This is a genomic window from Marinilabilia rubra, from assembly GCF_003121985.1.
In the GTDB taxonomy this organism is placed as follows: Bacteria; Bacteroidota; Bacteroidia; order Bacteroidales; family Marinilabiliaceae; genus Marinilabilia; species Marinilabilia rubra.
Window position 1 is genome coordinate 274,481 of the sequence record NZ_QEWP01000004.1, and the last position, 22,214, is coordinate 296,694.

The 22,214-nt window shown below is 40.0% G+C and carries 18 protein-coding genes; 4 read left to right on the forward strand and 14 right to left on the reverse strand.

The genetic code is table 11. The features are described from left to right. Positions 1-65: 65 nt before the first annotated feature. Positions 66-1,685 (reverse strand): ABC-F family ATP-binding cassette domain-containing protein, encoded by a 1,620-nt coding sequence (locus DDZ16_RS07405; protein WP_109263797.1) that lies wholly within the window; start codon positions 1,683-1,685, stop codon positions 66-68. Positions 1,686-2,010: 325 nt separating this feature from the next. Here DDZ16_RS07405 and DDZ16_RS07415 point away from each other — a divergent pair, with 325 nt between their 5' ends. Beyond that, a complete protein-coding gene (locus tag DDZ16_RS07415; RefSeq protein WP_109263799.1) occupies positions 2,011-2,355 on the forward strand; it encodes a hypothetical protein in 345 nt (114 codons plus the stop codon). 218 nt (positions 2,356-2,573) lie between these two features. On the opposite strand, the gene dcp is transcribed toward DDZ16_RS07415, so the two are convergent. The 6 genes from dcp to DDZ16_RS07445 form a co-directional block, all read right to left on the reverse strand. Then, the gene (dcp, locus tag DDZ16_RS07420; RefSeq protein ID WP_109263800.1) at positions 2,574-4,694 is read right to left on the reverse strand and encodes a peptidyl-dipeptidase Dcp; all 2,121 of its coding nucleotides are present in this window, start codon (positions 4,692-4,694) and stop codon (positions 2,574-2,576) included. Positions 4,695-4,932: 238 nt separating this feature from the next. After that, positions 4,933-5,751: a formate/nitrite transporter family protein gene (locus DDZ16_RS07425; RefSeq protein WP_109263801.1), complete on the reverse strand. Its 819-nt coding sequence runs from the start codon at positions 5,749-5,751 to the stop codon at positions 4,933-4,935. 195 nt (positions 5,752-5,946) lie between these two features. Then, on the reverse strand, positions 5,947-6,375 hold the full coding sequence (locus DDZ16_RS07430; RefSeq protein ID WP_109263802.1) for a hypothetical protein: 429 nt from the start codon (positions 6,373-6,375) through the stop codon (positions 5,947-5,949). Positions 6,376-6,441: 66 nt separating this feature from the next. Further along, entirely contained in the window at positions 6,442-7,083 is a 642-nt protein-coding gene (gene trhA / locus DDZ16_RS07435; protein WP_109263803.1) for a PAQR family membrane homeostasis protein TrhA, read from the reverse strand. Between the two features lie 568 nt (positions 7,084-7,651). Then, entirely contained in the window at positions 7,652-9,580 is a 1,929-nt protein-coding gene (locus DDZ16_RS07440) for an alpha-amylase family glycosyl hydrolase (protein WP_109263804.1), read from the reverse strand. After that, the gene (locus tag DDZ16_RS07445; RefSeq protein WP_146192207.1) at positions 9,581-11,626 is read right to left on the reverse strand and encodes a beta-L-arabinofuranosidase domain-containing protein; all 2,046 of its coding nucleotides are present in this window, start codon (positions 11,624-11,626) and stop codon (positions 9,581-9,583) included. A 140-nt stretch (positions 11,627-11,766) separates the two neighbouring features. Here DDZ16_RS07445 and DDZ16_RS07450 point away from each other — a divergent pair, with 140 nt between their 5' ends. After that, positions 11,767-12,612 (forward strand): AraC family transcriptional regulator, encoded by an 846-nt coding sequence (locus DDZ16_RS07450; protein ID WP_109263806.1) that lies wholly within the window; start codon positions 11,767-11,769, stop codon positions 12,610-12,612. Positions 12,613-12,780: 168 nt separating this feature from the next. Here the strand turns inward: DDZ16_RS07450 and DDZ16_RS07455 are convergent, their stop codons facing one another. Together DDZ16_RS07455 and DDZ16_RS07460 are read right to left on the reverse strand one after the other, a co-directional pair. Then, positions 12,781-13,221: a helix-turn-helix domain-containing protein gene (locus DDZ16_RS07455; RefSeq protein ID WP_109263807.1), complete on the reverse strand. Its 441-nt coding sequence runs from the start codon at positions 13,219-13,221 to the stop codon at positions 12,781-12,783. A gap of 22 nt (positions 13,222-13,243) precedes the next feature. Then, positions 13,244-13,609, reverse strand: coding sequence for a type II toxin-antitoxin system HigB family toxin (locus DDZ16_RS07460; RefSeq protein WP_232526586.1), 366 nt, complete (start codon positions 13,607-13,609; stop codon positions 13,244-13,246). 315 nt (positions 13,610-13,924) lie between these two features. Here DDZ16_RS07460 and DDZ16_RS20605 point away from each other — a divergent pair, with 315 nt between their 5' ends. Next, on the forward strand, positions 13,925-14,377 hold the full coding sequence (locus DDZ16_RS20605) for a hypothetical protein (RefSeq protein ID WP_146192208.1): 453 nt from the start codon (positions 13,925-13,927) through the stop codon (positions 14,375-14,377). Positions 14,378-14,459: 82 nt separating this feature from the next. Here the strand turns inward: DDZ16_RS20605 and DDZ16_RS07470 are convergent, their stop codons facing one another. The 5 genes from DDZ16_RS07470 to DDZ16_RS07490 all read right to left on the reverse strand — a co-directional run bounded on the left by DDZ16_RS07470 (position 14,460) and on the right by DDZ16_RS07490 (position 20,615). Beyond that, a complete protein-coding gene (locus DDZ16_RS07470; protein WP_109263809.1) occupies positions 14,460-16,655 on the reverse strand; it encodes a KamA family radical SAM protein in 2,196 nt (731 codons plus the stop codon). 509 nt (positions 16,656-17,164) lie between these two features. Then, a complete protein-coding gene (locus DDZ16_RS07475; protein ID WP_109263810.1) occupies positions 17,165-17,443 on the reverse strand; it encodes a Txe/YoeB family addiction module toxin in 279 nt (92 codons plus the stop codon). Continuing rightward, positions 17,440-17,691: a prevent-host-death protein gene (locus tag DDZ16_RS07480; protein ID WP_109263811.1), complete on the reverse strand. Its 252-nt coding sequence runs from the start codon at positions 17,689-17,691 to the stop codon at positions 17,440-17,442. Before DDZ16_RS07480 ends, DDZ16_RS07475 begins: the two co-directional genes overlap by 4 nt. A 306-nt stretch (positions 17,692-17,997) precedes the next feature. Then, positions 17,998-19,068: a glycoside hydrolase family 88 protein gene (locus DDZ16_RS07485; RefSeq protein WP_109263812.1), complete on the reverse strand. Its 1,071-nt coding sequence runs from the start codon at positions 19,066-19,068 to the stop codon at positions 17,998-18,000. A gap of 386 nt (positions 19,069-19,454) precedes the next feature. Then, entirely contained in the window at positions 19,455-20,615 is a 1,161-nt protein-coding gene (locus DDZ16_RS07490) for a 6-bladed beta-propeller (protein ID WP_109263813.1), read from the reverse strand. Between the two features lie 431 nt (positions 20,616-21,046). Here DDZ16_RS07490 and DDZ16_RS07495 point away from each other — a divergent pair, with 431 nt between their 5' ends. Continuing rightward, a complete protein-coding gene (locus tag DDZ16_RS07495; RefSeq protein WP_109263814.1) occupies positions 21,047-22,099 on the forward strand; it encodes an NAD(P)/FAD-dependent oxidoreductase in 1,053 nt (350 codons plus the stop codon). Positions 22,100-22,214 lie beyond the last annotated feature (115 nt).

The window sequence follows — 22,214 nt, forward strand, 5'->3', positions numbered from 1 at the left end:
ACATTTAAAGTCACTTCTCGTTCTGCGGCAGCTCGGCAGCTATAGTTCTCAACGGCCTTTTCCTGCTACTCAGCATACATCTCCTCACGCAGGGCAGCAATATTCTCGTCGGTAATATAGTCGTCATAGTCCATCATTTTGTCGATGGTTCCCTTGGGCGTAATTTCAATGACACGGTTACAGATCGAGTGGATGAATTCGTGGTCATGCGAACTCATCAGAATATTTCCTTTGAAATTGGTAAGTGTATTATTGAATGCCTGAATGGTCTCCAAATCGAGATGGTTGGTAGGATTATCAAGCAACATGACATTGGCATTGCGTAACATCATGCGTGAAATCATACAACGCATCTTCTCTCCTCCTGAAAGCACATTTACTTTTTTGTGGATATCCTCACCGGAGAAAAGCATTTTACCAAGATACCCTCTCAGAAAATCTTCCTTGGTATCGTCGGAATACAGCGCCAGCCAATCAATCAGAGAATAATTCCCCTGGAAAAACTCGCTGTTCTCCATTGGCAAATAAGCAGTGGTAATGGTTACTCCCCATTTGAAAGAGCCTGAATCGGGCTTCATACGCTCGTTAAGTATTTCAAACAGAGCAGTGGTCACCTGTGAACTTCTGGACAGAAAAACAATTTTATCGTCCTTCTCTACTGTAAAATTCACATCATTGAGCAGTGGTGTTCCGTCTTCTGCTTTTTTACTAAGTCCGGATACATTAAGAATACTGTTACCCGTTTCACGATCAGGCGTAAAAATAATACCTGGATAGCGACGGGTTGAGGGTTGAATTTCCTCCACATTAAGCTTTTCCAGCATTTTGCGACGACTGGTAGCCTGTTTCGACTTGGCAACGTTGGCACTAAACCGCTGAATAAACTCCTGAAGTTCCTTTTTCTTTTCCTCTGCCTTTTTGTTTTGATTAGACTGCTGACGTAAAGCCAACTGACTACTCTGATACCAAAAAGTATAGTTACCGGCAAATAGCTGTACCTTACCAAAATCGATATCTACGATATGGGTACACACTGAATCGAGAAAGTGACGGTCGTGAGAAACCACTAAAAGGGTACTGTCGAAATTGGCAAGATAATTCTCAAGCCAGCGAACGGTTTCCAAATCCAGATCGTTGGTAGGCTCATCAAGCAACAGGTTATCGGGTTTACCAAACAAAGCCTGTGCAAGCAGTACCTTCACCTTCTCCTTACCGTTCAACTCATCCATTCGCTTGTAGTGCAAAGCTTCTTTAATTCCCAATCCGCTTAAAAGCATGGCTGCATCACTCTCGGCATTCCAGCCATCCATTTCGGCAAATTGCTCTTCCAGCTCAGATGCCCGCATTCCGTCTTCCTCAGAGAAATCAGGCTTGGCATAAATGGCATTCTTTTCATTGTTGATTTTCCACAACTTCTCATGCCCCATCAGCACGGTTTCCAATACCTGATGCTCGTCAAAGGCGTGGTGATCCTGACGCAGCACCGACAAACGCTCGCCGGGCCCCATCTCGACATGTCCGCGGGTAGAGTCAAGTTCACCGCTGATAAGTCTGAGAAAAGTGGATTTTCCGGCACCATTGGCACCTATAATTCCGTAACAGTTGCCAGGTGTGAATTTCACATTAACGTCCTGAAAAAGTGTTTTTTTGCCAAACTGAATGGCGAGATTAGAAACTGTAATCATTGAATAATTTTAATCGATAGATGATGTAACAAATCATTTGTTGGACTTTGCCTTTTATTAGCTTCGCAGTTCTTCCCTACTGATGGCCGGCAAAGCTTCTCCGGGAGGCCGGTCAAAAATTCATACAGACCTCCCATTTTGGGCTGCAAAGGTAATAATAAATAACAGGGAAGATGTTTAACCAGTGTTAAATCCATACTCTGACAATACTTCTCTTTTTACGGAATGGGTGGCCTCAGCACCTGGGGCTTTCGTGCTACCGGCGGCCTTACTTATTACCTTAAAGAGAGTGGCTTTGGCTCTTCTTTAAGTCTGGGATACTCTCATGCCATTGGGTACTGATAATTTGGAAGTACCCCTCGAATTTTCTGGTTATTATGGTGGTTATGGCAGTGGTTATGGCGGATACGCCTTCCAACCTCTTGAAGCTAATGAAGACGTTACCCTTGAACTTTACTCTTATAATACTATCAATTTGATGTATTCTTATAATTTAAGAGTTGGCACCAAGTCCAAGTTTGTTTTTAGTGGAGGATACTCTGTACCCTTGCAGGATGATGTATACAGGGTGAAATCGGGCCATATTTTAACTGATAAATCCAAAACCTTTATCAATTGGATGGCTCCCGGCGGATTTATTATCGGAGTAAAGTTTATGCTGGGGGTATAAAGCCTGGTTCTGATATTGAGCGGGTAATAAGATGCTGGTTTCAAAAATAAAAAACGGAGTGAATTTGAGGTTCACTCCGTTTTTCTTTTGGTATAATATCAATCTGAAATGAGATGACACAAACTCAAGAAGCTGAGTTTTCTAACCTTCTATCTTCTAATCTCTAACATCCAGCCCCCAGCTTCTGCCTCCTGCCTCTCAACGAACATACTAATTCCTTACAACAGCCCCCGATGCTTCAGCATAGGCGTAATATCGGGCTCACTGCCACGGAAATCAACGAACATCTTATTAAAATCTTCGGAATTACCACGTGAAAGAATCATCTCACGGAAACGCTGACCATTTTCACGAGTCAGTCCACCATTCTCCTCAAACCATGCAAACGCATCGTTGTCGAGCATTTCGGCCCACAGATAAGCATAGTAGCTGGCTGCGTAGCCATGTCCCCACAAGTGCAGGAAGTAGCTGGAACGGTAACGTGGTGGAATCTGATCCAGGTTCAGGTTGATGTTCTCAAGGGCTTGTTTTTCAAAAGCATCCACATCCTCAATTTTCTGATCGGGAGTGATGGTGTGCCACTGCATGTCCAGTCCGGCGGCAGCCAGAACCTCTGCCAAAGCATATCCCTGATTAAATTTAGAGGCTTTCACCACTTTGTCTTTCAACTCCTGAGGCATGGGCTCCCCGGTTTCGTAGTGTTTAGCATAGTTGTTAAACACCTCAGGATACAATGCCCAGTGCTCGTTAATTTGTGAAGGTAACTCCACAAAGTCGCGGGCCACATTGGTGCCGGCCAGACTGGGATAAGTCTGATCTGACAATAAACCGTGCAGAGCATGGCCAAACTCATGGAACATAGTCGTCACATCGTCATAGCTGATTAATGCAGGCTCTCCTTCTGCCGGTTTGGTGAAATTACATACGTTGTATATCACAGGCTTATTGTTCAGCAGTTTTGACTGACCCACAATTTCACTCATCCAGGCACCTCCCGATTTGTTGTCCCGCTTAAAGAAGTCAGTATAGAACAGTCCAATGGCGCTGCCATCTTCGTTAAACAGTTCAAAAACGCGCATATCGTCACTGTAAACCGGGATGTCTTTACGCTCTTTAAACTCTATACCATATAGCTTAGTGGCTGTATAGAAAATACCATCTTCCAACACACGGTTCAGCTCAAAATATGGCTTAATTTCGCTTTCATCAAGGTCGTATTTGGCTTTTCTTACCATCTCGGAATAGTAGTTCCAATCCCAGGGCTGCAACTTAAAATCACCGCCTTTTTCGTTAATGACCTCTTGTATATCTTCAGCCTCTTTTTTAGCTTTTGCAACAGTAGCAGGCACCAAATCAGCCATGAACTGGTTCGCAGCTGCAGGGGTTTTGGCCATCTGATCCTTCAAATTCCATTCAGCATAGTTATTGAAACCCAGTAATTGGGCCTGCTCAGCACGAATCATAGCCATGCGCTTAATGATGTCGCGGGTATCGTTATCATCTCCTTGCTGAGCGCGCATCAGAGATTTTTCGAATAGTTCGCGGCGCGTTTCGCGGTTATCCAGTGCCGGCAACATTGGTTGCTGTGTGGTATTTTGCAAAGGCAATACATATACCGTTTTGCCGTCTGCCTCCCGCTTCAAAGATTCAATTTCCGACTCAGACAAACCTTCCAGTTTGGATTTATCGTCCACTTTAAGCGCGCCCTGTTTGGCTGCAGCTAAAAGGTGATTGGCATACTGAGCACTGAGAAGCGCTTCTTCCTCGTTGAGTTGGCGCATTAGCTCCTTGGCATCGGCAGATAAATTGGCACCTGCCAACTCAAATTTTTCGTAGTAATACTCTACCAAACGACGCGATTCAGCATCCAGATCCAACTCATCCAACTGATTGTAAATGGTCTTAACCCTTTCGAAAAGTTGATCGTTTAGGTAAATGGCATTACTCAATCCTGCCATTTTTGGAGCCATCTCCTCCTCTACCGCCTGTAGGGTAGGATTTGTGTTAGCGCCGGTCAACATACCAAATACACCGTAAACGCGATCCAAAGTCCGGCCGCTTTTCTCCAGCGCCACAAAAGTGTTTTCAAAAGTGGGCGCTTCGCTGCTGTTGGATATGGCTTCTATTTCGGCCAGTTTCTCTTCAATTCCGGCTTCCAGCGCGGGTTTAAAATGACTGTCTTCAATCGCCCCAAAATCAGGCGCTCCGTAAGGTAACTTACTCTCTTTCATTAATGGATTGTTTTCCAGAGACTCATCCTCCTGATGAGCACTCTTGCCATTGCCGCAGGCCGACATGAGCGTTGCCAAAGCAATAGCGGTGATAAAATGCAACTTCATTTTTGTTTGATTAGATTTTAGGATAAACGCTTACTTAAAACGCAAAAACGCGATGATGCCCAGATTATCCAAAGAATGATAACCATTAACATCAGCACGACGAAAGTAGGAATTTTTTTTGAGTCAGATGAAGCCCCGAGAAACAGCCTTGTAATTTGCGGCATTGACGGTATGAATTAATTTATTGCCAAAATCCTTTTTTCACAAGTCCTTGTCCAAAGAGGCAGATGAAAGCTGATTACTCTTTTTTGTTAGCCTTTCTGATATGACTGAATTTCATAAAAGCAACAAAAACAGTTCCCCCGATTATATTTCCAATGGTGGCCCACAATTGCACATTGAAATAGTCGGTGACGGTGACTTCCGGACTGACCAGCAAAGTGGTGAATACTTCGATAGACCCAACAATACTGTGGTGCAGCCCCCCGATACCAATAACGGAAGTAACCAGAGCAATCAGAACAATGCGACTGATCGTTTCCTGCGATGAAACCACCAGCCAGGACAGCAGCCCCATCAGCCAGCCGGCCAATATACCACTCCCCCCAATTATGTACCAGGGATGGTCTATCAGATGATTCGAAAGAGCAACCAGCGAATCAATGTCCACCGCCCCTATCTCTACCGGTACAACAGCCATTATGGAGCCAAAAACATAGCCACCTATAAGATTTCCAAAGTATATAATGGCCCATAGAACAATAAGATTTCGAAATGTTGCATGACCTGTTAACACCGGCATTGTGGCCACTGTAGTGTGCTCTGTAAAAAGTTCGGAGCGACCGAGAATTACAAAAATAAACCCGAGAGGATAGGATATCGCAATGAGCAAATCTAAAAAGGAGTCATTGACGACACCATAAAGTTTGGTGTGAATAGTGGCCATCAGGAATACCGAAAACCCTATTTCCAAACCGGCTGTAATGGCAGACATAAACAATTCTTTTCTGGAGCGTTTATGCTCATGCAAAGCCTTATTTAACTGCTCATCCATGAGCTCCCGGATGTCTTTTGGTTTATTTAAAGCTTCCTTCAGGTCTCTGATTCGATTCTCCATTCAATTTATTTTGTTTTAAAAGGATTATAGAAACTAAGGGTTTTGCCGGATAATTGTTTAACTCGCTACCTCACGACTCCCTCCACATGATTGTAGAAATTAACCCTGTTTTGCTTTCAGGTCATTTTCCTTATATCGAATAGTAACTTTCCAACTACAAAAACACGATATTTACCTGACAATCAACAACTATATTTATTGGGTTTTCACTTTATCAATATTTTCAACCGGCAGCCAATCGTCCATATTACCGTAATCCGACCTGTCAATTTTAAAAGATTCAAGCCCGGTAAAATCCCTCACTGCAATTAAAACCAAATAGCGTTTGCCCGAAAACCTTTTCTCCAGGCCTTTATTCAGCAATAATTTCTCCTGGTTCTTTTCAACCAGGTCTGCGGATTGTTCTTTTGTCAGCTTATCAGAATTAAAAACCGAATCCACCACAGCTTTTCCTTTTACAAGTCCGTCTCCCTTATTTTCAACAAAATACAAAACGTCACCCTTATCCACCCTGCCATACGGCAATTTCCGCCCCATGGCTCCACGGATAATCATTGTTTTTTGTCCGCTTTTCAGGTTTTCCAATTCCTTTGCTTTAAAATCGAGATAAACTACATGGTCCATTTTTTCTGTTTTTTTAAATCGCCACTAAAAATAAGAAAAAAGCCTGGTTACGCCATTCCTGATGAGTTATGTGTGAAAATAAACCATCAGAAAATGACATGCGGCAGCAATTAACACGAAGAAATGAAAAGTTGCATGGTTATAGGGCAACTTCTCTAAGCGGTATAGTACAGCTCCGACCATGTAAAACACACCTCCGGCTGCCAGCCAGATTAGTCCCCAAACCGACATCTGCTCTATCAAGGGCTGAATGGCTATTACAATTATTAACCCCATACCCACATACCCTATTGTGGATAGGGTTTTGAAGCGTCCGGTGAAGAATAGTTTCAATACAATGCCCATTACAGCCACTGTCCATACTACTGCAAAAACAACCCATCCCCAGATGCCCTGCAAAACCAATAAGGTTATGGGCGTGTAGGTGCCGGCAATGGAGATATATATGGCTGAATGATCGAAAACTTTCAGTCTGCGTCTGGCATCTTCATTTCGGGAGGCATGGTAAAAAGTCGAGGCTGCAAAAACAGTCATCTGACCTAAACCATAGACCAGATAGGCAAAGACGTAAAGAGATTGTTGCTGATCGATGGCCTTGTTCATCAGCATTATCAACGCCGGAATGCTGAGTAATAGTCCGGCAGCATGGCTCCGGATGTTGAGTCTTTCCTCTCTGGGAGTATATTGGTTAATTTTGATGTTTTTCAATGAATAATTGTTTTGTCAATTTCGGATGGTGCCGGGTGGGCTGTCTTTGAGCAATATCGGCCCTAAAATTTAAAAATAAGAAATGGACACATTACTCTTATTTCTCCGGATAATTTTTTTTTTTTGGAACGTAATTATTTGCAAACTCCCTGAGGTCGTTTCTGCTATCCTCGCGGAATCACCCATCTGGTTCACTACTACCCTGCCGACGAGCTTTTAACAGACAGTATTTACACCTGTTGTCAGTCATCATCTAATTTCAAAGTCCTTTGTCTTATCCCTGAAATTTCGGCTTGCGATACCGTTTCACATTCCTTTAAATGTTGCGGTTTCTCTCAGCGTACACGTTTAGTATAAGAATAGTAGCCGACAGCGTAGCACTTTCCTGTCAATTTACAAGAAAGTTGAAGCGGGCTACAACCCTTGTATTTTCTACTGTATCGGCTATTATGTATATACATTGTTGTGCTTTCGTTTTTTTTCCTTTTAAAGGATAAGCTCGCCTAATTTTAAATTAAACCCATCCTTGTGGTTTTAAAGTTTCAACATCCCTTTTTTGATTTATAACTTAACGATCCGTACCAACTAAAATACTTACATTACTTCCTGGTAAATTAACAGTTAAAGAATTTCTATTTTGTGTAATGGAATGATTTCCCAACAATTGAGAATACTTCGTATTAAACTTTAAAGGTAATTGAATGGTCTTTTGAGTGTTACTGTTATTAAAAACAGTTATAACTTCATTGGATTCATCAAATCGACTATAGGCTAAAGTGTTAGTTTCGTCATCAACAACGATGAATTCTATATCACCATTTGCCAATACTTTATTGGTTTTTCTAATCTGGATAAGGGTTCTGTAATATTCAAATAACGCATCATCAAATTCCACCTTATCAGGGGTTCTATTATAACCTCTTGGGTCTGCGGTTTCAGACTCAAAATCATAGTCTTTCCAAATCAATGGCTTTCGCGTATCTCCCATATCTGCTCCCCACATTCCCATTTCATCACCTGCCCAAATGTGCGGTGCTCCAATATAGGTGTATTGATGTGCTAAAAGCAGTTTTTGTCTGGTTCTTGTATTAGCATCTGGTTTGTGGATTTTATAATCCTCGTTAACAGAAGGTTCTGCAAAGTGTTTATACTTAAAAGCATTATTAAACAAGGAAGTTGAAAGCCGAGGTGAATCATGGCTTGCTGCCAAATTCATCATAGCATACATATTTTGAGTTCTTAAATTAGCATTAAAACTGTTTAAACTATCCACAAATTGAGATGGTAAAATCTCCTCAGGTGCTTTTCCAAAAAAGTATCTGGCCGCTCTATACCAACGATAGTTCATAACGGCATCAAAGATATCTCCTTCTAGGACAGGTTTGGGATCTAATAATTTATCAGGATATTGTTCCCACCAAATTTCACCCAACAAGTACGCGTTTGGATTTACAGCCCTAACTTCTTTTCTAAAATCTCGCCAAAACCCAAGTGGCATCTCCGCAGCTACATCTAGGCGGTAGCCATCAATGCCATCCGAGGGGTCGCCATCTCCATTTGGGTCCAGCCATTTTTTAGCTACATTAAAAATATGATTCTTAGCTTCTTCTTCGTAAATATTTCCATCAAAATATTCAACGGCCTTAGCGTGTGAGTGGTATTCGGTTTCTTTAATTTCAGGCATACTTTTTACTCCAAACCAACCACGATAATCAAATTCGTTTTCTGGTGTGTTGGGATCATCAAATTGATTGACCCAATACCAATCCTTGAATTTGGACTTTGATTGGTTTTTTAAAATATCTTGCCATGCCCAAAACGCTGTTCCTGTGTGATTCCAAGAATAGTCTAGTATAACCTTAATTCCTCTTTGGTGAAATAGGTCTATTAAATCAACAAACATTTTGTCTGCTCCTGTCATTTTCCAAGTTGATGGGTCGCTCGGTTTTTCTTGAGACATTATCTTTAGGTCTTCTACAGGTGTTGGGCCAAAATTTGCATCAATATGCCGCCAGACAGAAGCATCATACTTGTGATTAGAAGGACTTTGGTTTAAAGGATTGAAATAAACTGCTGTTATACCTAAAGAATCTAAGTAATCTATTTTATCCATAACACCCTGCAAGTCACCACCATAACGTCTTAATAGTGACAATTGACCAAATGATGTAATCGTATTTCCTGCTAAATCTTTTTTCCCTATGGCATTTTTAAAATAGGAATCGGGCTTATACCAATCTTGTGTCCAAGGTGTTATCTCCCAACCTTCAGGAATAAATCCAGGATAAGCTCCTTTTAAATTTTCTGGAACAGGGTCGTTGGAAGGATCTCCATTTCTGAACCTTTCAGCAAAAATTTGATACCAAATAGCTTCTTTGGCCCATTCAGGTGGATTAGAAAATTCAGTTGTTATAACCTTTTTATTTAGCTCTTTTTGCTCTGTTTTACAACTAAAAGCTAATGTGATTAATACCAGTAATAGAAGTTTATTTTTCATTTAATTAGACTTTTTTGGAAAAGTTACTCGTCTTAAGACGGTTTTACCCATAGGAACTAGAGTTGCTTCAATCATAGTTTGTTTATTAGCATCATAGAAATTTCCTTGAAGTTTTTCAGAATCAGATGTGGTAAATTCAGAATTCTCCGTAAGCACTAAATTTTTGTACGTTTGAGCTTCCGGGTAACAGTAATAGTCTTTGAAATTGGGTTTATTATAATACTTGATGGCTTTTTCAGTATGCGGAATTTCTAAGGCATACACCAATGGTCCTTTTTGTATAAAAACCTCATTATTTCCAGCCGTTTTTGTCTGAATAGGATTATTGAAAGTTACCAAAAAACTATCTTCCGGTTGCCATTCTTTAGTGATGACATAAAAATCGCCCTCCAATTTCACCTCATCAATATTCGAAAATTCTAAAGATTCACTCCATTGAGGTTTTCTCAATTTTAATGTAAATACAGCAGGTTGTGTTGTTTTTATTTTAAAAGTGATGGTATTTGTCCATGGATAATTGGTTTCTTGAGCAATAGATACTTGAGTAGAATTGATTTCTGTCGTCAATTCAGAAGGGCCATACATTAAAATGGCAATGCCATCCTCAGACCTCATATACATTTGATTCAGGAAATAGGTTAAATTTCTACCATAGTTTGGCACACAGCATACCGCTGGTTCTGAGTGCGTTGGTGAATATTTATAGCGTGGTTCCGGCTTAGTTTCTCCGTGGTTATGGTGTTGACCGTCTAAGACATAACAATTGTCAAACTTGCTGTAAGTAATGGCTGTACCATCTTCATTTCTAAAGCCCAACATCCCATTATAGGTGAGTTTTTCTGCAGCATCTGCAAATTGAATTTGTCCCGTTTTCTGAATAAGACTGCCATAAGAGTTTCGTAATTCTAGCATTGTGCAGTATTCGGTAGCCGTTTTATCAGGGTCAGCAGATAATTCTAAAATCCACTCATCGCCATGACCTGCTCCGCTAGGTAAAATACACGGCTCTAGTTTATGTAACATATTATGGTAAGCGGTTTTTAATTCGGGGTAACCCGTATTGTAGTAAGCATTGACCATTGAACGAATGTGCTCATAAGTATGCACCCCATGACCTTGAAACATAGCCTCTTTTTCAGTGAGAAATGGATAGCGCAAATCGTTAAACGAGCGATTGATTGAAAATGTTGAAAAGGCTTTGTACAAATAAGTGGCATACGCTTGATACTTTATTTTCCCTGTAATTCGAAATAATGTTTCGCAAACATCGGTAAGCATCAATCCGTGCGTAACACCGCCAAACTCATCTTTTAAATCGAAGGGATTTTTACCTTCCTCGCCATAATTTTTCATGGTTAACTCCATGGCGCGTTCAACAGCGTTTAAAACCTCTTGTTTATGCGTAAATTCGTAATAGGCCAACATGGTTCTAAATGCTGTGGTCTGTGCCCAAAGTTCTCCATTTGAGCCTTCGTGCTGATATCGCAAATTGGGTTTGTAGATACCGATATAACCATCTTCATCTTGCGATGCCAAGAGATTATTAATAATTGCATGTGTTTGCTGAATTGCAATATCATTATCGGTTAAAAAGGCATGACGCACAAATCCGTCCCACCAGTTACCAATAGTTTCTGCATTCCACCACATAATAGATTTTTCCCATGCTTCACCAGTAAGAACCAAGTCTCCCATTTCGGGAATATCTTCCATACCACCACGGCGCGCGGTGTTGTATAAATCGTCTGCTTTAATTCCAGGATACAAATCCGCCAAAGCACCTACAATGCCTTTATTGAGGTCGTTTTGCATCATGTCTAAAATCCATCCTTTTGGTTTTACGCTTCCTACCTCAAATAGCTGAAATGCAACATTTAAAGATTGAACTTCATTGTTGAAAAATTGTAGTTTATCACTATCATCTACAATCGTGGAAGCAACCTGGTTTACATTTTTTGAAAAGTTCTCGCCTTGAGAGTTTTCTTTAGAATTAGTACAAGAAAACATCATAACTAATGCAATAAACAATATTATTATCTTCTTCATGTTGAGCCCTTTTTTTATATGATTTATATTTGCAAAATTAATGGATGTCTCAAGATTAATGTTTTCGGTTTTTAACCAATACTTTGCATATCTAAACAAACATCAGGTAAATTTTATTTATATTTCCTATAAAAGAGTTAATGAAGCCAACTTTAGAGCAAATCGACGCTGAGAAATCTCAGCAATCTTTTAAATATTTCAGACTGGTATCCAAAGCATTTAAACCTTACTGGCATTATCATCCAGAATTAGAATTAACATTGATATACCAAGGTAGGGGCTTACGATTTATTGGTGATTCCATATTACCGTTTGGTGAGTTGGATCTGGTTTTGGTTGGAAAAAATCTGCCTCACCATTGGGTTAGTCAGGCAACTGAAAATGACCAAATAGCGTATGTCATTCAGTTCTCTGATGAACTTTTTAAAATGTTCAGGGAATGTGATTGTTTACAAGTGCTTTATAAAAGAGCCAAAAGAGGCATTCTATTTAAAAACCCAAATGATCAACTCATAAAGGATATTCACACATTTGAAAATCTTAGTGAACTAGAAAGGATTAGCGCCCTAATTAAAGTACTAGGAACTCTAGAGGCTCATCAGGATTATAGCCTTTTAACATCTGAGCAGTATCAAGTAAGGCAAGAAAAAACTTCAGGACAGTTTAAATTCTCACAAATTAACAACTACATACTTGAAAATCTAGATAATAAGCTTACGGTAAATAAAGTTGCTGAAGTTGCTCATATGGTACCACAGTCTTTCTGCCGTTGGTTTAAGAAACACGCTGGGTATTCATTTATAACCTTTGTAAATATTGCAAGAATTGAGAACGCTTGTCAGCTTTTACTTACTAAAAATCTATCGATACAAACTATTGCATTCTCTTCTGGATTTGAAAGTATCAGTCACTTCAACCGTACATTTAGGAGAATAAAAGGCTTGAGTCCAAGCGATTATTTAAAGTCAAATTTGAAATCACATTAGTATCCGTAAAATGAAGCACAAAGTCCCGGCTATATGCGCCTGGGCGTGGTTTCAGACCAGCTGTGGATTTATCAGCTTGAACGCATGGCTTACGGTAAAGCGAAGCTTTCAATATGTTGTGGATGCCACGACTGGCGTATAATAGCTTTGTTGTGCAAATGTTGCTTTTTAGGCTTCTATTATATTTTTTCTTGTATTCATTAGGCTTGCATCACGGAAATGTCTATTTACTTCATTAATCAATTTGTAAGGACGGTTAAACGCCTCTTGAGATAATTTGAAGTAGTCTGAAAGTTTTCTTATTGTATCCTTTGAAAGTCCTTTGTGATAATTAAGAATCTTGGAGATTGTTCCTTTTGATAAATCGAGAATTCCTGTTAAGTCTTTTGCTTTTAAATCATGTTCATTCATTAAAGTTTTTAATAATTCAATCGGGTCAGAATCCTTAAATGTGTTATGTTCATTGTCCCATTTTTCAATTAAGAGAGTAAGCAATTCAAGCTCATCTCTTGTTGCGTTATTTTCATTAAGAATCAATTCTTCTAAGATGTCGCAGTACTTTTTGTATTGTTCTACATCTTTTATTACTGTGTATTTTAATGTTTCCATCTTTTATCCTTTTCAAATACAATTAATAAACATCAATCTCGTACTGTTTCCCTGCGTTGCATAGCTTTGTATACTCTGCGTGGGTGCCAATCCACTTGATAAACAGATGAACTTTCGAACTTCCAAAGTGGTATTTACAAATCAATCTGAAATTATTTCCACCGATATTAAATACCACTCTGTCCGAGCCTTTGCCAAGAATATCTGCACTATTAAAAGTTGAAATAATCTCTTTTGGTTCGTTCCAATCAACACGTTTTATAATTGACAACCAAATCTCAAAAGACACCCGGCCTCTGGCATTTTTTAAGACATAATCTTCAATCGACTGTTTTTTAATCAAATGTATTTTCATATAATTATTAGCAAACATACGAAAAAGTTTCATACAGGGAAACTGTTATCGATGTTTATTTTGAGCTGAGGGTTTTTTTGCAATTTTGCACAACGTCCCCATAACAGCATTGTATTTATATCTATTATGGAGACATTAATAAAAACATCTCTATTCCCTTCTCACACATTCTTTCCCAATATACCCATTCGCATTTGAAAACTTATTATGTTTTGCGGAAAAGTGAAAAGAATCACAGGAAAGGCATGGGACAAAAGAGATTACTAACACCCCCTCCCTCCTAAACCAAATCCGAGATTTATAGCCACCATCTTGTATCTCTACCCCAACTGGCCAAACCTCATCGAGATGGGCAGGTACACCTGCTGCAGTTGCCCAAATTCATTTGTCAGCCCCGCATATACCTGCTGCATGTGTCCAAAACTTGTTGAAAATGGGAAGCAACCCTGCAGCGGCTTTCCTAACTTTATCGATGTCATCGGGTACCCCTGCAGCAGGTTTCCAAACCTCGAAGAAAACTTGCTGTACCCCTGCAGCGTCTTGTCATTTTTTGTTGGAAACGTCCTGTACCCCTGCAGCACATTTCCAAATTTTGTTGAAATGGCCGGGTACCCCTGCAGCAACATTCCAAATTTCGTTGAAAGCATCCTGCACCCCTACGGCATGATTTCAAAACTTATCGAGATCGTGCTGTACCCCTGCAGCAAGATTTCGAAGTTTGTCGGAAACGTGCTGCAGGGGTGCAGCATCCTATTAATAAGACATTTAACAAATCAAACCTCAAATACAATGCTCATGTAAAACAAATGCAAAAGTTTACTTTGTTTCAGGTTTTAAATCTCGCAAAACCTTAGTGTCAAGTCAAGCATAGTCTGACGACCCATTATCCTCTCAAGTCCAGGTTGGTGAACTTATCAGTGATTTCATAATCATAATCCGGGTATTCATAAATAGGTATCCGCTGCTCGGTCTCACCTATTGAATAGCCCCAAATGCTTTCATAATCTGAAGTATCCTCCCCAATATCTTCAAGCTGGCGCAGATATTCACTAATGGATTTAGATTCAATAATAATCACCTTATCCATTTCTTTCATCGCAGGACTATGGTTTCTGGTGTGATCCAGCTCAAATTCCAGAATTCTTCGACCGTAGCGTGTAATTCCAATGGTACGAAATGTAAGACTCTTGCCCACTCCCGGCAGGTTAAGCACATTTCTGTCGGTACCCAGGAATGGCAGGCCACTCTCTTTCATCAATTCCGACATCTCTTTGATAATTGAATCGGCATTGTTTGGAAAATCTTTAATGGTTGAATAATACTTTTCAGGAATTTTGCCTATCACCTTTTCTTCCATCTGTTCCTGAACGGCTCTTTCGTTGGTGGCAAAATTGAAGTTATTCTCCATATACCCCTTTACACTGAAGGTATAATAATTGATAACGCCTATTTCGTTCAACACCTTACGGAGCTTTGCGGAATGGCCTCTTCGCGATGCCGCTGCAGTAAATACAAGCTGATTCGTAACAGTCCAGCCGGCAGAATTAAGAAGTTTAATCGCCTCACGTGCTTCAGGCGTTACCTCCATGGGAGATTCAAAGTGGGTTTGAATAAAAAATTGTCTGATGCCTGTTTTGGATGCTTTCTTTTTAAAGTCCCCCAGTATTCTTACCAGTTCGGGCGTAATCCGTTGTGGCAGATATACCGGCAGGCGAGTCCCCAGTCTGACACGTACAATCTGTGCATATCTTTCACCATCGGGCTTCTGCTTATTGGCCGCGATTTTATTCTCAGCCATTTGGTAAACTTTTTCCAGAACTTTTTCCAGAGACTTATCAGAACTCATCAAAGCGTCACCCCCGGTGATTAAAATATCGCGTAGCTGAGCATCTTTCTCAAAGTAATCCAGCAATTCAACCAGTTTTTCGTCCCAGCTTTGTCCGGGCTTTAGCTTATCTAAATTAAAATTCAGATTGCCTCTCTGGAAGTCATACATCCGCTGACAGGATGCACACAAACCACCACATGCCCGCCCCATGGTATCGGGGATTAAAATGGCCACTTCGGGGTAGCGCCGGTGAATGTTATGATCGTTTGGCAAATACCACCCTGCTGCATTGGGCTCTCCTGGTTTTACTTTGTCTTCCTTTTCCCAGGCCACAATGTTTCCGTATTCATTTACAAGTTGCTGACTGTAAACTACGTAATGCCTGATAGCCAGGTCGGCACCAACAGCAAAATAAGGCACTCGCACATGCAATAAGGAAAGATAGTAAGGATTTACAAAGAAGGGAATGCCTTTGGACTCTGCTTCATACAGCACCTTCATGGTATCCGGGTCGAGGGAGTTATCGAGCAGTTCATTCAACAAATCCGGCGACCGCACAGCAAACCTCAAATGAAACAACCGGTCATTCCACCAGTCAAGTGCTTTCAGATATTTTTGCTCTTGCGACAACTCATCAGGAAAAAAGAACTTAGAATCCTTTATTTCTCCCTTATCAATTTTATCGATGATGATCTTTAAAATACGTTCCCGGTTTTCTTCTCTCAGTTTAACGATTCTGGGATCAAGCCCCGAACACCATCTATCCATCCATGCTTCTACTTTTTCCCTCGTTGGGGTGTTTCTTTCATACTCACCGGTAAACTGTCTGAAAAGCATCAGCATATCTTTAAAGAAATAGGGCTTCGCCCCTCCGGTACCATAGGTTACTGCCAGCCAGATAAGCTGAACAGGATTGCTGATGGCCTTCTCTCCCCTGAGGTTCAGATCATCAAATTCGCGCCCTGCATTGTCGATGTAATCCAGAATGCGAATGGCTGCAAAATCATTCCAGGTCAGTTTCTCAAATGCATCCCTCCCATGCGCTTCCTTTTTGTAAAAGTCATAGGCAGCCTGATTTTTTTTAATGGCCTCCAGCACCCAGTTTCTCACACCAATCAATGCCTCGGTTTCATTTCTGGCATTTCGCATTATTTCTTCGAGCATGGGATTTTCTTTGAGCAACTGCCTGAGGAGCATGTGGGATTTTACGCTTATTGCAATGCGGTCTAGTTTATGAGTAGTTGATGCCATAACTTAGATTTTAAGGGTTGAACGTATTAGATTTTTAGATATTGGCTTTAAGATAACTCATCCAAAGCTGATAATCTCCGCTTAAAGAACATCTATGCGAAAAACAATTTTCTAATATCAGATCACTGGTTTTATAGCTTCCTCCTGTTCGTTAAACAGGAAGTGTATAAGAGAATACGTAGTTTAAACCCAAAAAGATTCCCCTTGCCCGGTGAAGTTGACTGCTTTTCAAAGCAAAATGATTGCCCCCTGCAGGTCTTTAGTCTGGTTGGTTCCCTAAGAGGGATGGGCTGGTACCTCATCGTCATTATAGATGGTCCTTTACGGACTTGTTTGGCTCCGATTACACCCCATCAATTGCCCTGGAAGAGGAAAATACACCAAACATAGGGTAAAGCCCTATAACCAGCATCAACCCAAGACCAGAGTCCTGAATGGGCGTTATAATAATTCCCCATGTCAACCAAAAGTAAATCGGCAGAACCGGGCGGAGAGCGAAGGGATTTGGGCTATTTATCTCCGTAATGTCCCCAAAGACTTAAAACATGAACGGTTATAATTTCTTCTTCAATGGAGTAAACCAGGCGGTGTTTATGATTAATTCTGCGTGCATATTTTCCTGCAAGACCATATTTTAAAAGCTCCACTCGTCCTGTTCCTTCAGCTGGATTTTCCTTGATTTCATTTAGAAGTTTAGCAATCTTTTTTAGCACGGCTTTATCCCCTGCCTTCTTGTGTTTTTCAATGTCTGCTAAGGCTACTTTCGTAAACTCTAAAACATAACTCATAAGCCAAGCAGATCATTTATTTCCCTGGAACTTGAAATTCTTTTCACTTCACCATTTCTCGCTTGTTCAGCACTTAGTTTTATCTTCCTAATCATTTCAGCACTAAAGTAAACATCATCTTCATTTATAGGTGTTAAAGCATAAGACTTATCCTTTCCCCGTTGAACGATAACTTGTTCTCCCTTATCAACTTTTTCAAAGTATAACTTTTGATTTTGTCGAAATTCTCTGCTGCTTATTATTAACATACCTTTTAGTTTTACGCGTACCAATATGGTACAAATTTAATGAATTCTTCTTTCATTTTCCATTATCAAGTGGAATAAAATGATAAACCCCTTGCAGGTCTTTAGGCTGGTTGGTTCCCTCAAAGGGACGGGCTGGTAACTCATTGTTATTATTTCAGGGACTTGTTTTGCTTCGATTACACCCCATCAATTGCCCTGAAAGGGGAAAATACACCAAACATAGGGTGAAGCCCTACGACCAGCATCAACCCAAGACCAGAGCCCTGAATGGGCGTTATAATATATACCAAACCCTAAACCTGAGACCTAAATCAGTTTATAATAAGCCGATTCCATTAGCAAAAAGAACGCCTGACCTTCGGTAGCTCTGCCCGGACTATTAAAATGTGGAGCTCCGCAAACACCCGTTACAAATCCCGCCTCATTTACTTTATCATGAACAGCTTTACGCAAAATATTTGCGGAATCAAGATAAAAAGAGGGTAACCATCCCGATGCCACTCCCCTGTAAATAGAATAGGCCAGCATTTGAGACAAATTGGTTTCCACAAAAGAGGTTTCATCATCTATAACATTATGAAACAGCCCATCTGAACGAAGGTGGTTCAAACATCCGTTGATATTTTCAGTGTTGTATTCTATCAAAGTATCTCTTTCTTCACTTTTTGATTCTGGCAAATCGTCAATAACCCGGGCAATTCCGGCCATTGCCCATCCATTGCCTACGCCCCAGAATTTTGAGTTGATAAATTCCTTTTTTGAAGCATCCCAGCGATGTGAGTATAGTTGAGCATCACCATTCCACAGGGCTTTTCGCATACCTTTTATTTGTCTGATACTCTCGTCTACTTCACCGGCAACACACAAATAAGGTGGCGACATATACATGGAGTCAATCCAAATTTCTTTCTTATCAACCAGATGGCTAATGATTCCGTCTTCTGTTCTCGGGGCTTTGGTAAGAAGGTAATTAAGCATTTTTTTGTGGGCATTCCACAGGTCCTGTTCTCCTGTTTTCTCAGCCATCCGCATAACCATCTCTCCCGATGCTGCAGGATCTGTTGCTCCACCATCAGAATACAATACTGAAAGCCGTCCTTCTTTTGTTTGCCGCAAAACTGCTTCTTTGGCCATTAAATAAAGCAGATCGAAGTCACCCAACTCCAAAATGGCCTGACCGGCAACACCTTGTTCCCACGAAGCACGTTGCATGCACAACATGGCATTTTTCACTTTTGTCACCAAACCGTTTTCGGATTTTAATCCTTCTTCCTTTAGGGAATTTACGGCCCATACGCCCGGGCCTGTCAGAAGAAGTGAACCTGCTGTTATTGACTTTACAAAGTCCCGTCGTTTTAATCCTTTAATTTTTCTCATGGTCCTGGTATAAAACTGGTTGGTACATACTGCTAATTTACTGAATCTGACAGAACAGACATAGTATGTGTCGCATAAAAATGATTTCGCCCATGCAGGACATTTGGCTAGTTGTTTCAATTAAGGCAATGGGATGTTATCCATTATTTTTAGATTGAGCTATTGCAATCCAGGATTGCTTTTATTCCTATGAATGGGTACTAAATACTACAATGAGGAAAATTTTACAAACATGATTTGTTCTTTTGTCAATTACAATAAATAACATCAATAAAAGTGAGGGTCAAAAATATTTGATTAGATTTCTCCATGCCTCTGAGCCTAATAAAAAGGCAGCAAAGAGAGAAACCAAACTCTTTGACCCGCCAGATGAACTGTTTACATTCTCATGATTTTTTGCATTTCCCGGTAATCAATATGGGATTATCTCCTTCTGATATTTTGTCGTTCAGCTGTTGCAGTTTACTTTTTTGGGCCTCGTCAATATCACTATCTTCAATATTTTTTTCCAGTATGTCTTTAAAGTATGTTGCCTGATAGTTAATTAACAATTGTTCAGCACTTTGAAAATTAAAAGAGGAACCAAACTCCAACCCCAATTCATCATACAGAAGAGAACTTATCTTAAAAATATCATGATTATCCTGGTCGTAAAGATATTTCTCATCAAGAGTCGTTCGTAAGATTGCTGACTTCTCGGATACCTCAGATTCATACACACTTTTACTTAAGAAAATTTCATTCCCAATTTGCCCCATCAAACCTACATGATACCCCTTTGTCTTATTACCTGTCTTTACCGGGTCTTCAAGCTGCATAGCCAGCAAAGTTTTTTTATCGCGTCCGTTAATTTTAAAAATTGTATCCCCCTCAAAAGGTTGATAAAAAATAGAATTATCATTTGACCTTTTAAAAACGGAGCTACTACCGGCCCATACTCCCGGATGAGTTAAAGGCTTCTTTTTTTCACCTTCAGTGATACGTCCGCTGGTTGAGACGTAAAAGTAGAGATTTTCGTAATTGGCATACCCACCACGTAAAACGGCCAGAAGTGTGTCATTAACTGTGACAATACCGGACATGCCACCTTTATCTTCAATTGGAATATTCTTTTCAAATTGTGCCTCAGCCAGGTTGTACCGACTTATATAATTCCCCCCCACGTCGTGAAAATGTAAAAACTTCTCATCCTCATCTACATCCCAGGCATCAATATAGTTAAATTCATTGGGCCCTTTGCCTTTCTGAGAAATTATACTGATAAACTTACCCGTACCTGAGAAAAGTAAAATTTTTTCTCTTTCAAAGGCAATTATATATTTTTCGCCTACATGGCCGTGAAAATAACTAATTAGACATTGCTCATTGGTCTCCAATGGAACAATTTTTATGTCAGAAATAAGATTCTCCAGTACAAGCGCTGTGTCCTTGAAATTGTTATTTTCGTTTATGATAAGTGCTTCATCTGAGACTTTTGGTTGATCCTTGCAACTAAATAGCAAAATCAGAATGGTAAGTGAAATGATGGAAAAAACGGTGGTTTTCATAAATTGAGTTTTTGATTAAATAATTTCTGTATAATGTTTACTCATTTAAAGTATTACTTAGTATGTCATTTTGGTGATCCACAAAAACCTCACAAACCAGGCACATTATTCATTTCCCGATATCTTTAATTCTTTTTGCACCTATGTCATTTATATAGCCCTGCAGATAATTATGTTTTATTTATTGTTTTACAAATATTGCATAAACTTAATAATTTCTAAGATTACTCCCCTTTTTTTTGTCCTTTTTTTATATCACCCCTCTTACTTAATTACAATTCATTACATCAAATTTAAGACACTTTCTCAGATCTGCATTGATTAGATCTGATGAACACAAACGGTCTTCAGGATGCTGAACAATTATTGAACGCAATGGATGGTTATGAATAAAACCATTTGCCCGTTTTGATGTTTTCCCTTAAAAAAAATTGAAAATATTAATTGTAGGGCAAGGTCTCGCCGGTACGATACTGGCCTTTAAACTCCTTCGAAAGGGTTACTCCATCAAAGTTGTTGATGATAACAATCAGCAAAAGGCTTCACTGAAAGCAGGTGGAATGATTAATCCGGTTGTTTTCAGAAGATTGACCAAATCATGGATGATCGATGAATTGTATCCCGAATTTCTGCAAACCACTCATGAATTAGAAAAGTTTTTAGGTCAACAATTCTTCTACCCAACCCCGATACAAAGGATTTTAGGTGCCGGGGAAGATCTATTTTGGCGCAAGAAATTTATAGAGAACCAACTTGAGAAGTATATCGATCCTCAGGTATCTTACCATCCCATTTCGCCCTACATAAAAACCCCCAATGGATATGGAACGGTGCATAAAGGGGGCTGGTATGATATACAATCTTTAATTTCAGGTTTCAGGCAATATCTGAAAACCAATGGATTGCTCCTTCAGAAAAAGATTGATATCAACAAAGATCTAAAGACAGAAGGCAACGAAGTCCGCTTCAATAATAAGTCCTATCAAAAAGCCATTCTGTGCCAGGGAAGTTTTACCGATGATCAACAGTTATTTAACCAGGTAAAATATAAACATACCAAAGGTGAAATACTAACCATCAAATGTCCGGTTTACAGCCACAAAGAAATCATTACAAAGAATCTCTTTATCCTGCCCACCAATAATCAAACCTATAAAACAGGGTCAACTTATGCCTGGGATTACGCCGATACAAATACCACTTGCCAGGCGAAAAATGAAATCATAAAGAAACTTGAAAAGATTAGTCACTTTCCCTATTCCATTATTAATCAGGAAGCCGGCATCCGGCCTACCACACATGACAGGCGACCGGTAATTGGATTTCTCAACAACCAGCCCACCATTGGGATTTTGAACGGGCTTGGCTCTAAAGGCTTGCTCTTGGCCCCCTGGTCAGCCAACCAGTTGATACAAAAAATGGAAAACACCAACTTTCAGATCCACCCTGAGGTTGATGTAGAAAGATATTACAAAAGGGAATAGGTGTTCCGGAATTTGGATAGAAGTGAGGAATTAGGGCAACTTCAAGCGTATTAATCTTCAATGGTCGTTGAAACGACGAAGGCTCTGCTGTTCTGTCTACAAAGATACTTCACCA

Coding starts and splice junctions, on each gene's coding strand:
- DDZ16_RS07475 (WP_109263810.1), bottom strand. CDS start 17,443: ATGAGTTATGTTTTAGAGTTTACGAAAGTAGCCTTAGCAGACATTGAA.
- DDZ16_RS07455 (WP_109263807.1), bottom strand. CDS start 13,221: ATGGAAACATTAAAATACACAGTAATAAAAGATGTAGAACAATACAAA.
- DDZ16_RS07440 (WP_109263804.1), bottom strand. CDS start 9,580: ATGAAAAATAAACTTCTATTACTGGTATTAATCACATTAGCTTTTAGT.
- DDZ16_RS07450 (WP_109263806.1), top strand. CDS start 11,767: ATGAAGCCAACTTTAGAGCAAATCGACGCTGAGAAATCTCAGCAATCT.
- DDZ16_RS07470 (WP_109263809.1), bottom strand. CDS start 16,655: ATGGCATCAACTACTCATAAACTAGACCGCATTGCAATAAGCGTAAAA.
- dcp (WP_109263800.1), bottom strand. CDS start 4,694: ATGAAGTTGCATTTTATCACCGCTATTGCTTTGGCAACGCTCATGTCG.
- DDZ16_RS07445 (WP_146192207.1), bottom strand. CDS start 11,626: ATGAAGAAGATAATAATATTGTTTATTGCATTAGTTATGATGTTTTCT.
- DDZ16_RS07460 (WP_232526586.1), bottom strand. CDS start 13,609: ATGAAACTTTTTCGTATGTTTGCTAATAATTATATGAAAATACATTTG.
- DDZ16_RS07415 (WP_109263799.1), top strand. CDS start 2,011: ATGCCATTGGGTACTGATAATTTGGAAGTACCCCTCGAATTTTCTGGT.
- DDZ16_RS07430 (WP_109263802.1), bottom strand. CDS start 6,375: ATGGACCATGTAGTTTATCTCGATTTTAAAGCAAAGGAATTGGAAAAC.
- DDZ16_RS07425 (WP_109263801.1), bottom strand. CDS start 5,751: ATGGAGAATCGAATCAGAGACCTGAAGGAAGCTTTAAATAAACCAAAA.
- DDZ16_RS07405 (WP_109263797.1), bottom strand. CDS start 1,685: ATGATTACAGTTTCTAATCTCGCCATTCAGTTTGGCAAAAAAACACTT.
- DDZ16_RS07480 (WP_109263811.1), bottom strand. CDS start 17,691: ATGTTAATAATAAGCAGCAGAGAATTTCGACAAAATCAAAAGTTATAC.
- DDZ16_RS07490 (WP_109263813.1), bottom strand. CDS start 20,615: ATGAAAACCACCGTTTTTTCCATCATTTCACTTACCATTCTGATTTTG.
- DDZ16_RS07485 (WP_109263812.1), bottom strand. CDS start 19,068: ATGAGAAAAATTAAAGGATTAAAACGACGGGACTTTGTAAAGTCAATA.
- DDZ16_RS20605 (WP_146192208.1), top strand. CDS start 13,925: ATGGGCAGGTACACCTGCTGCAGTTGCCCAAATTCATTTGTCAGCCCC.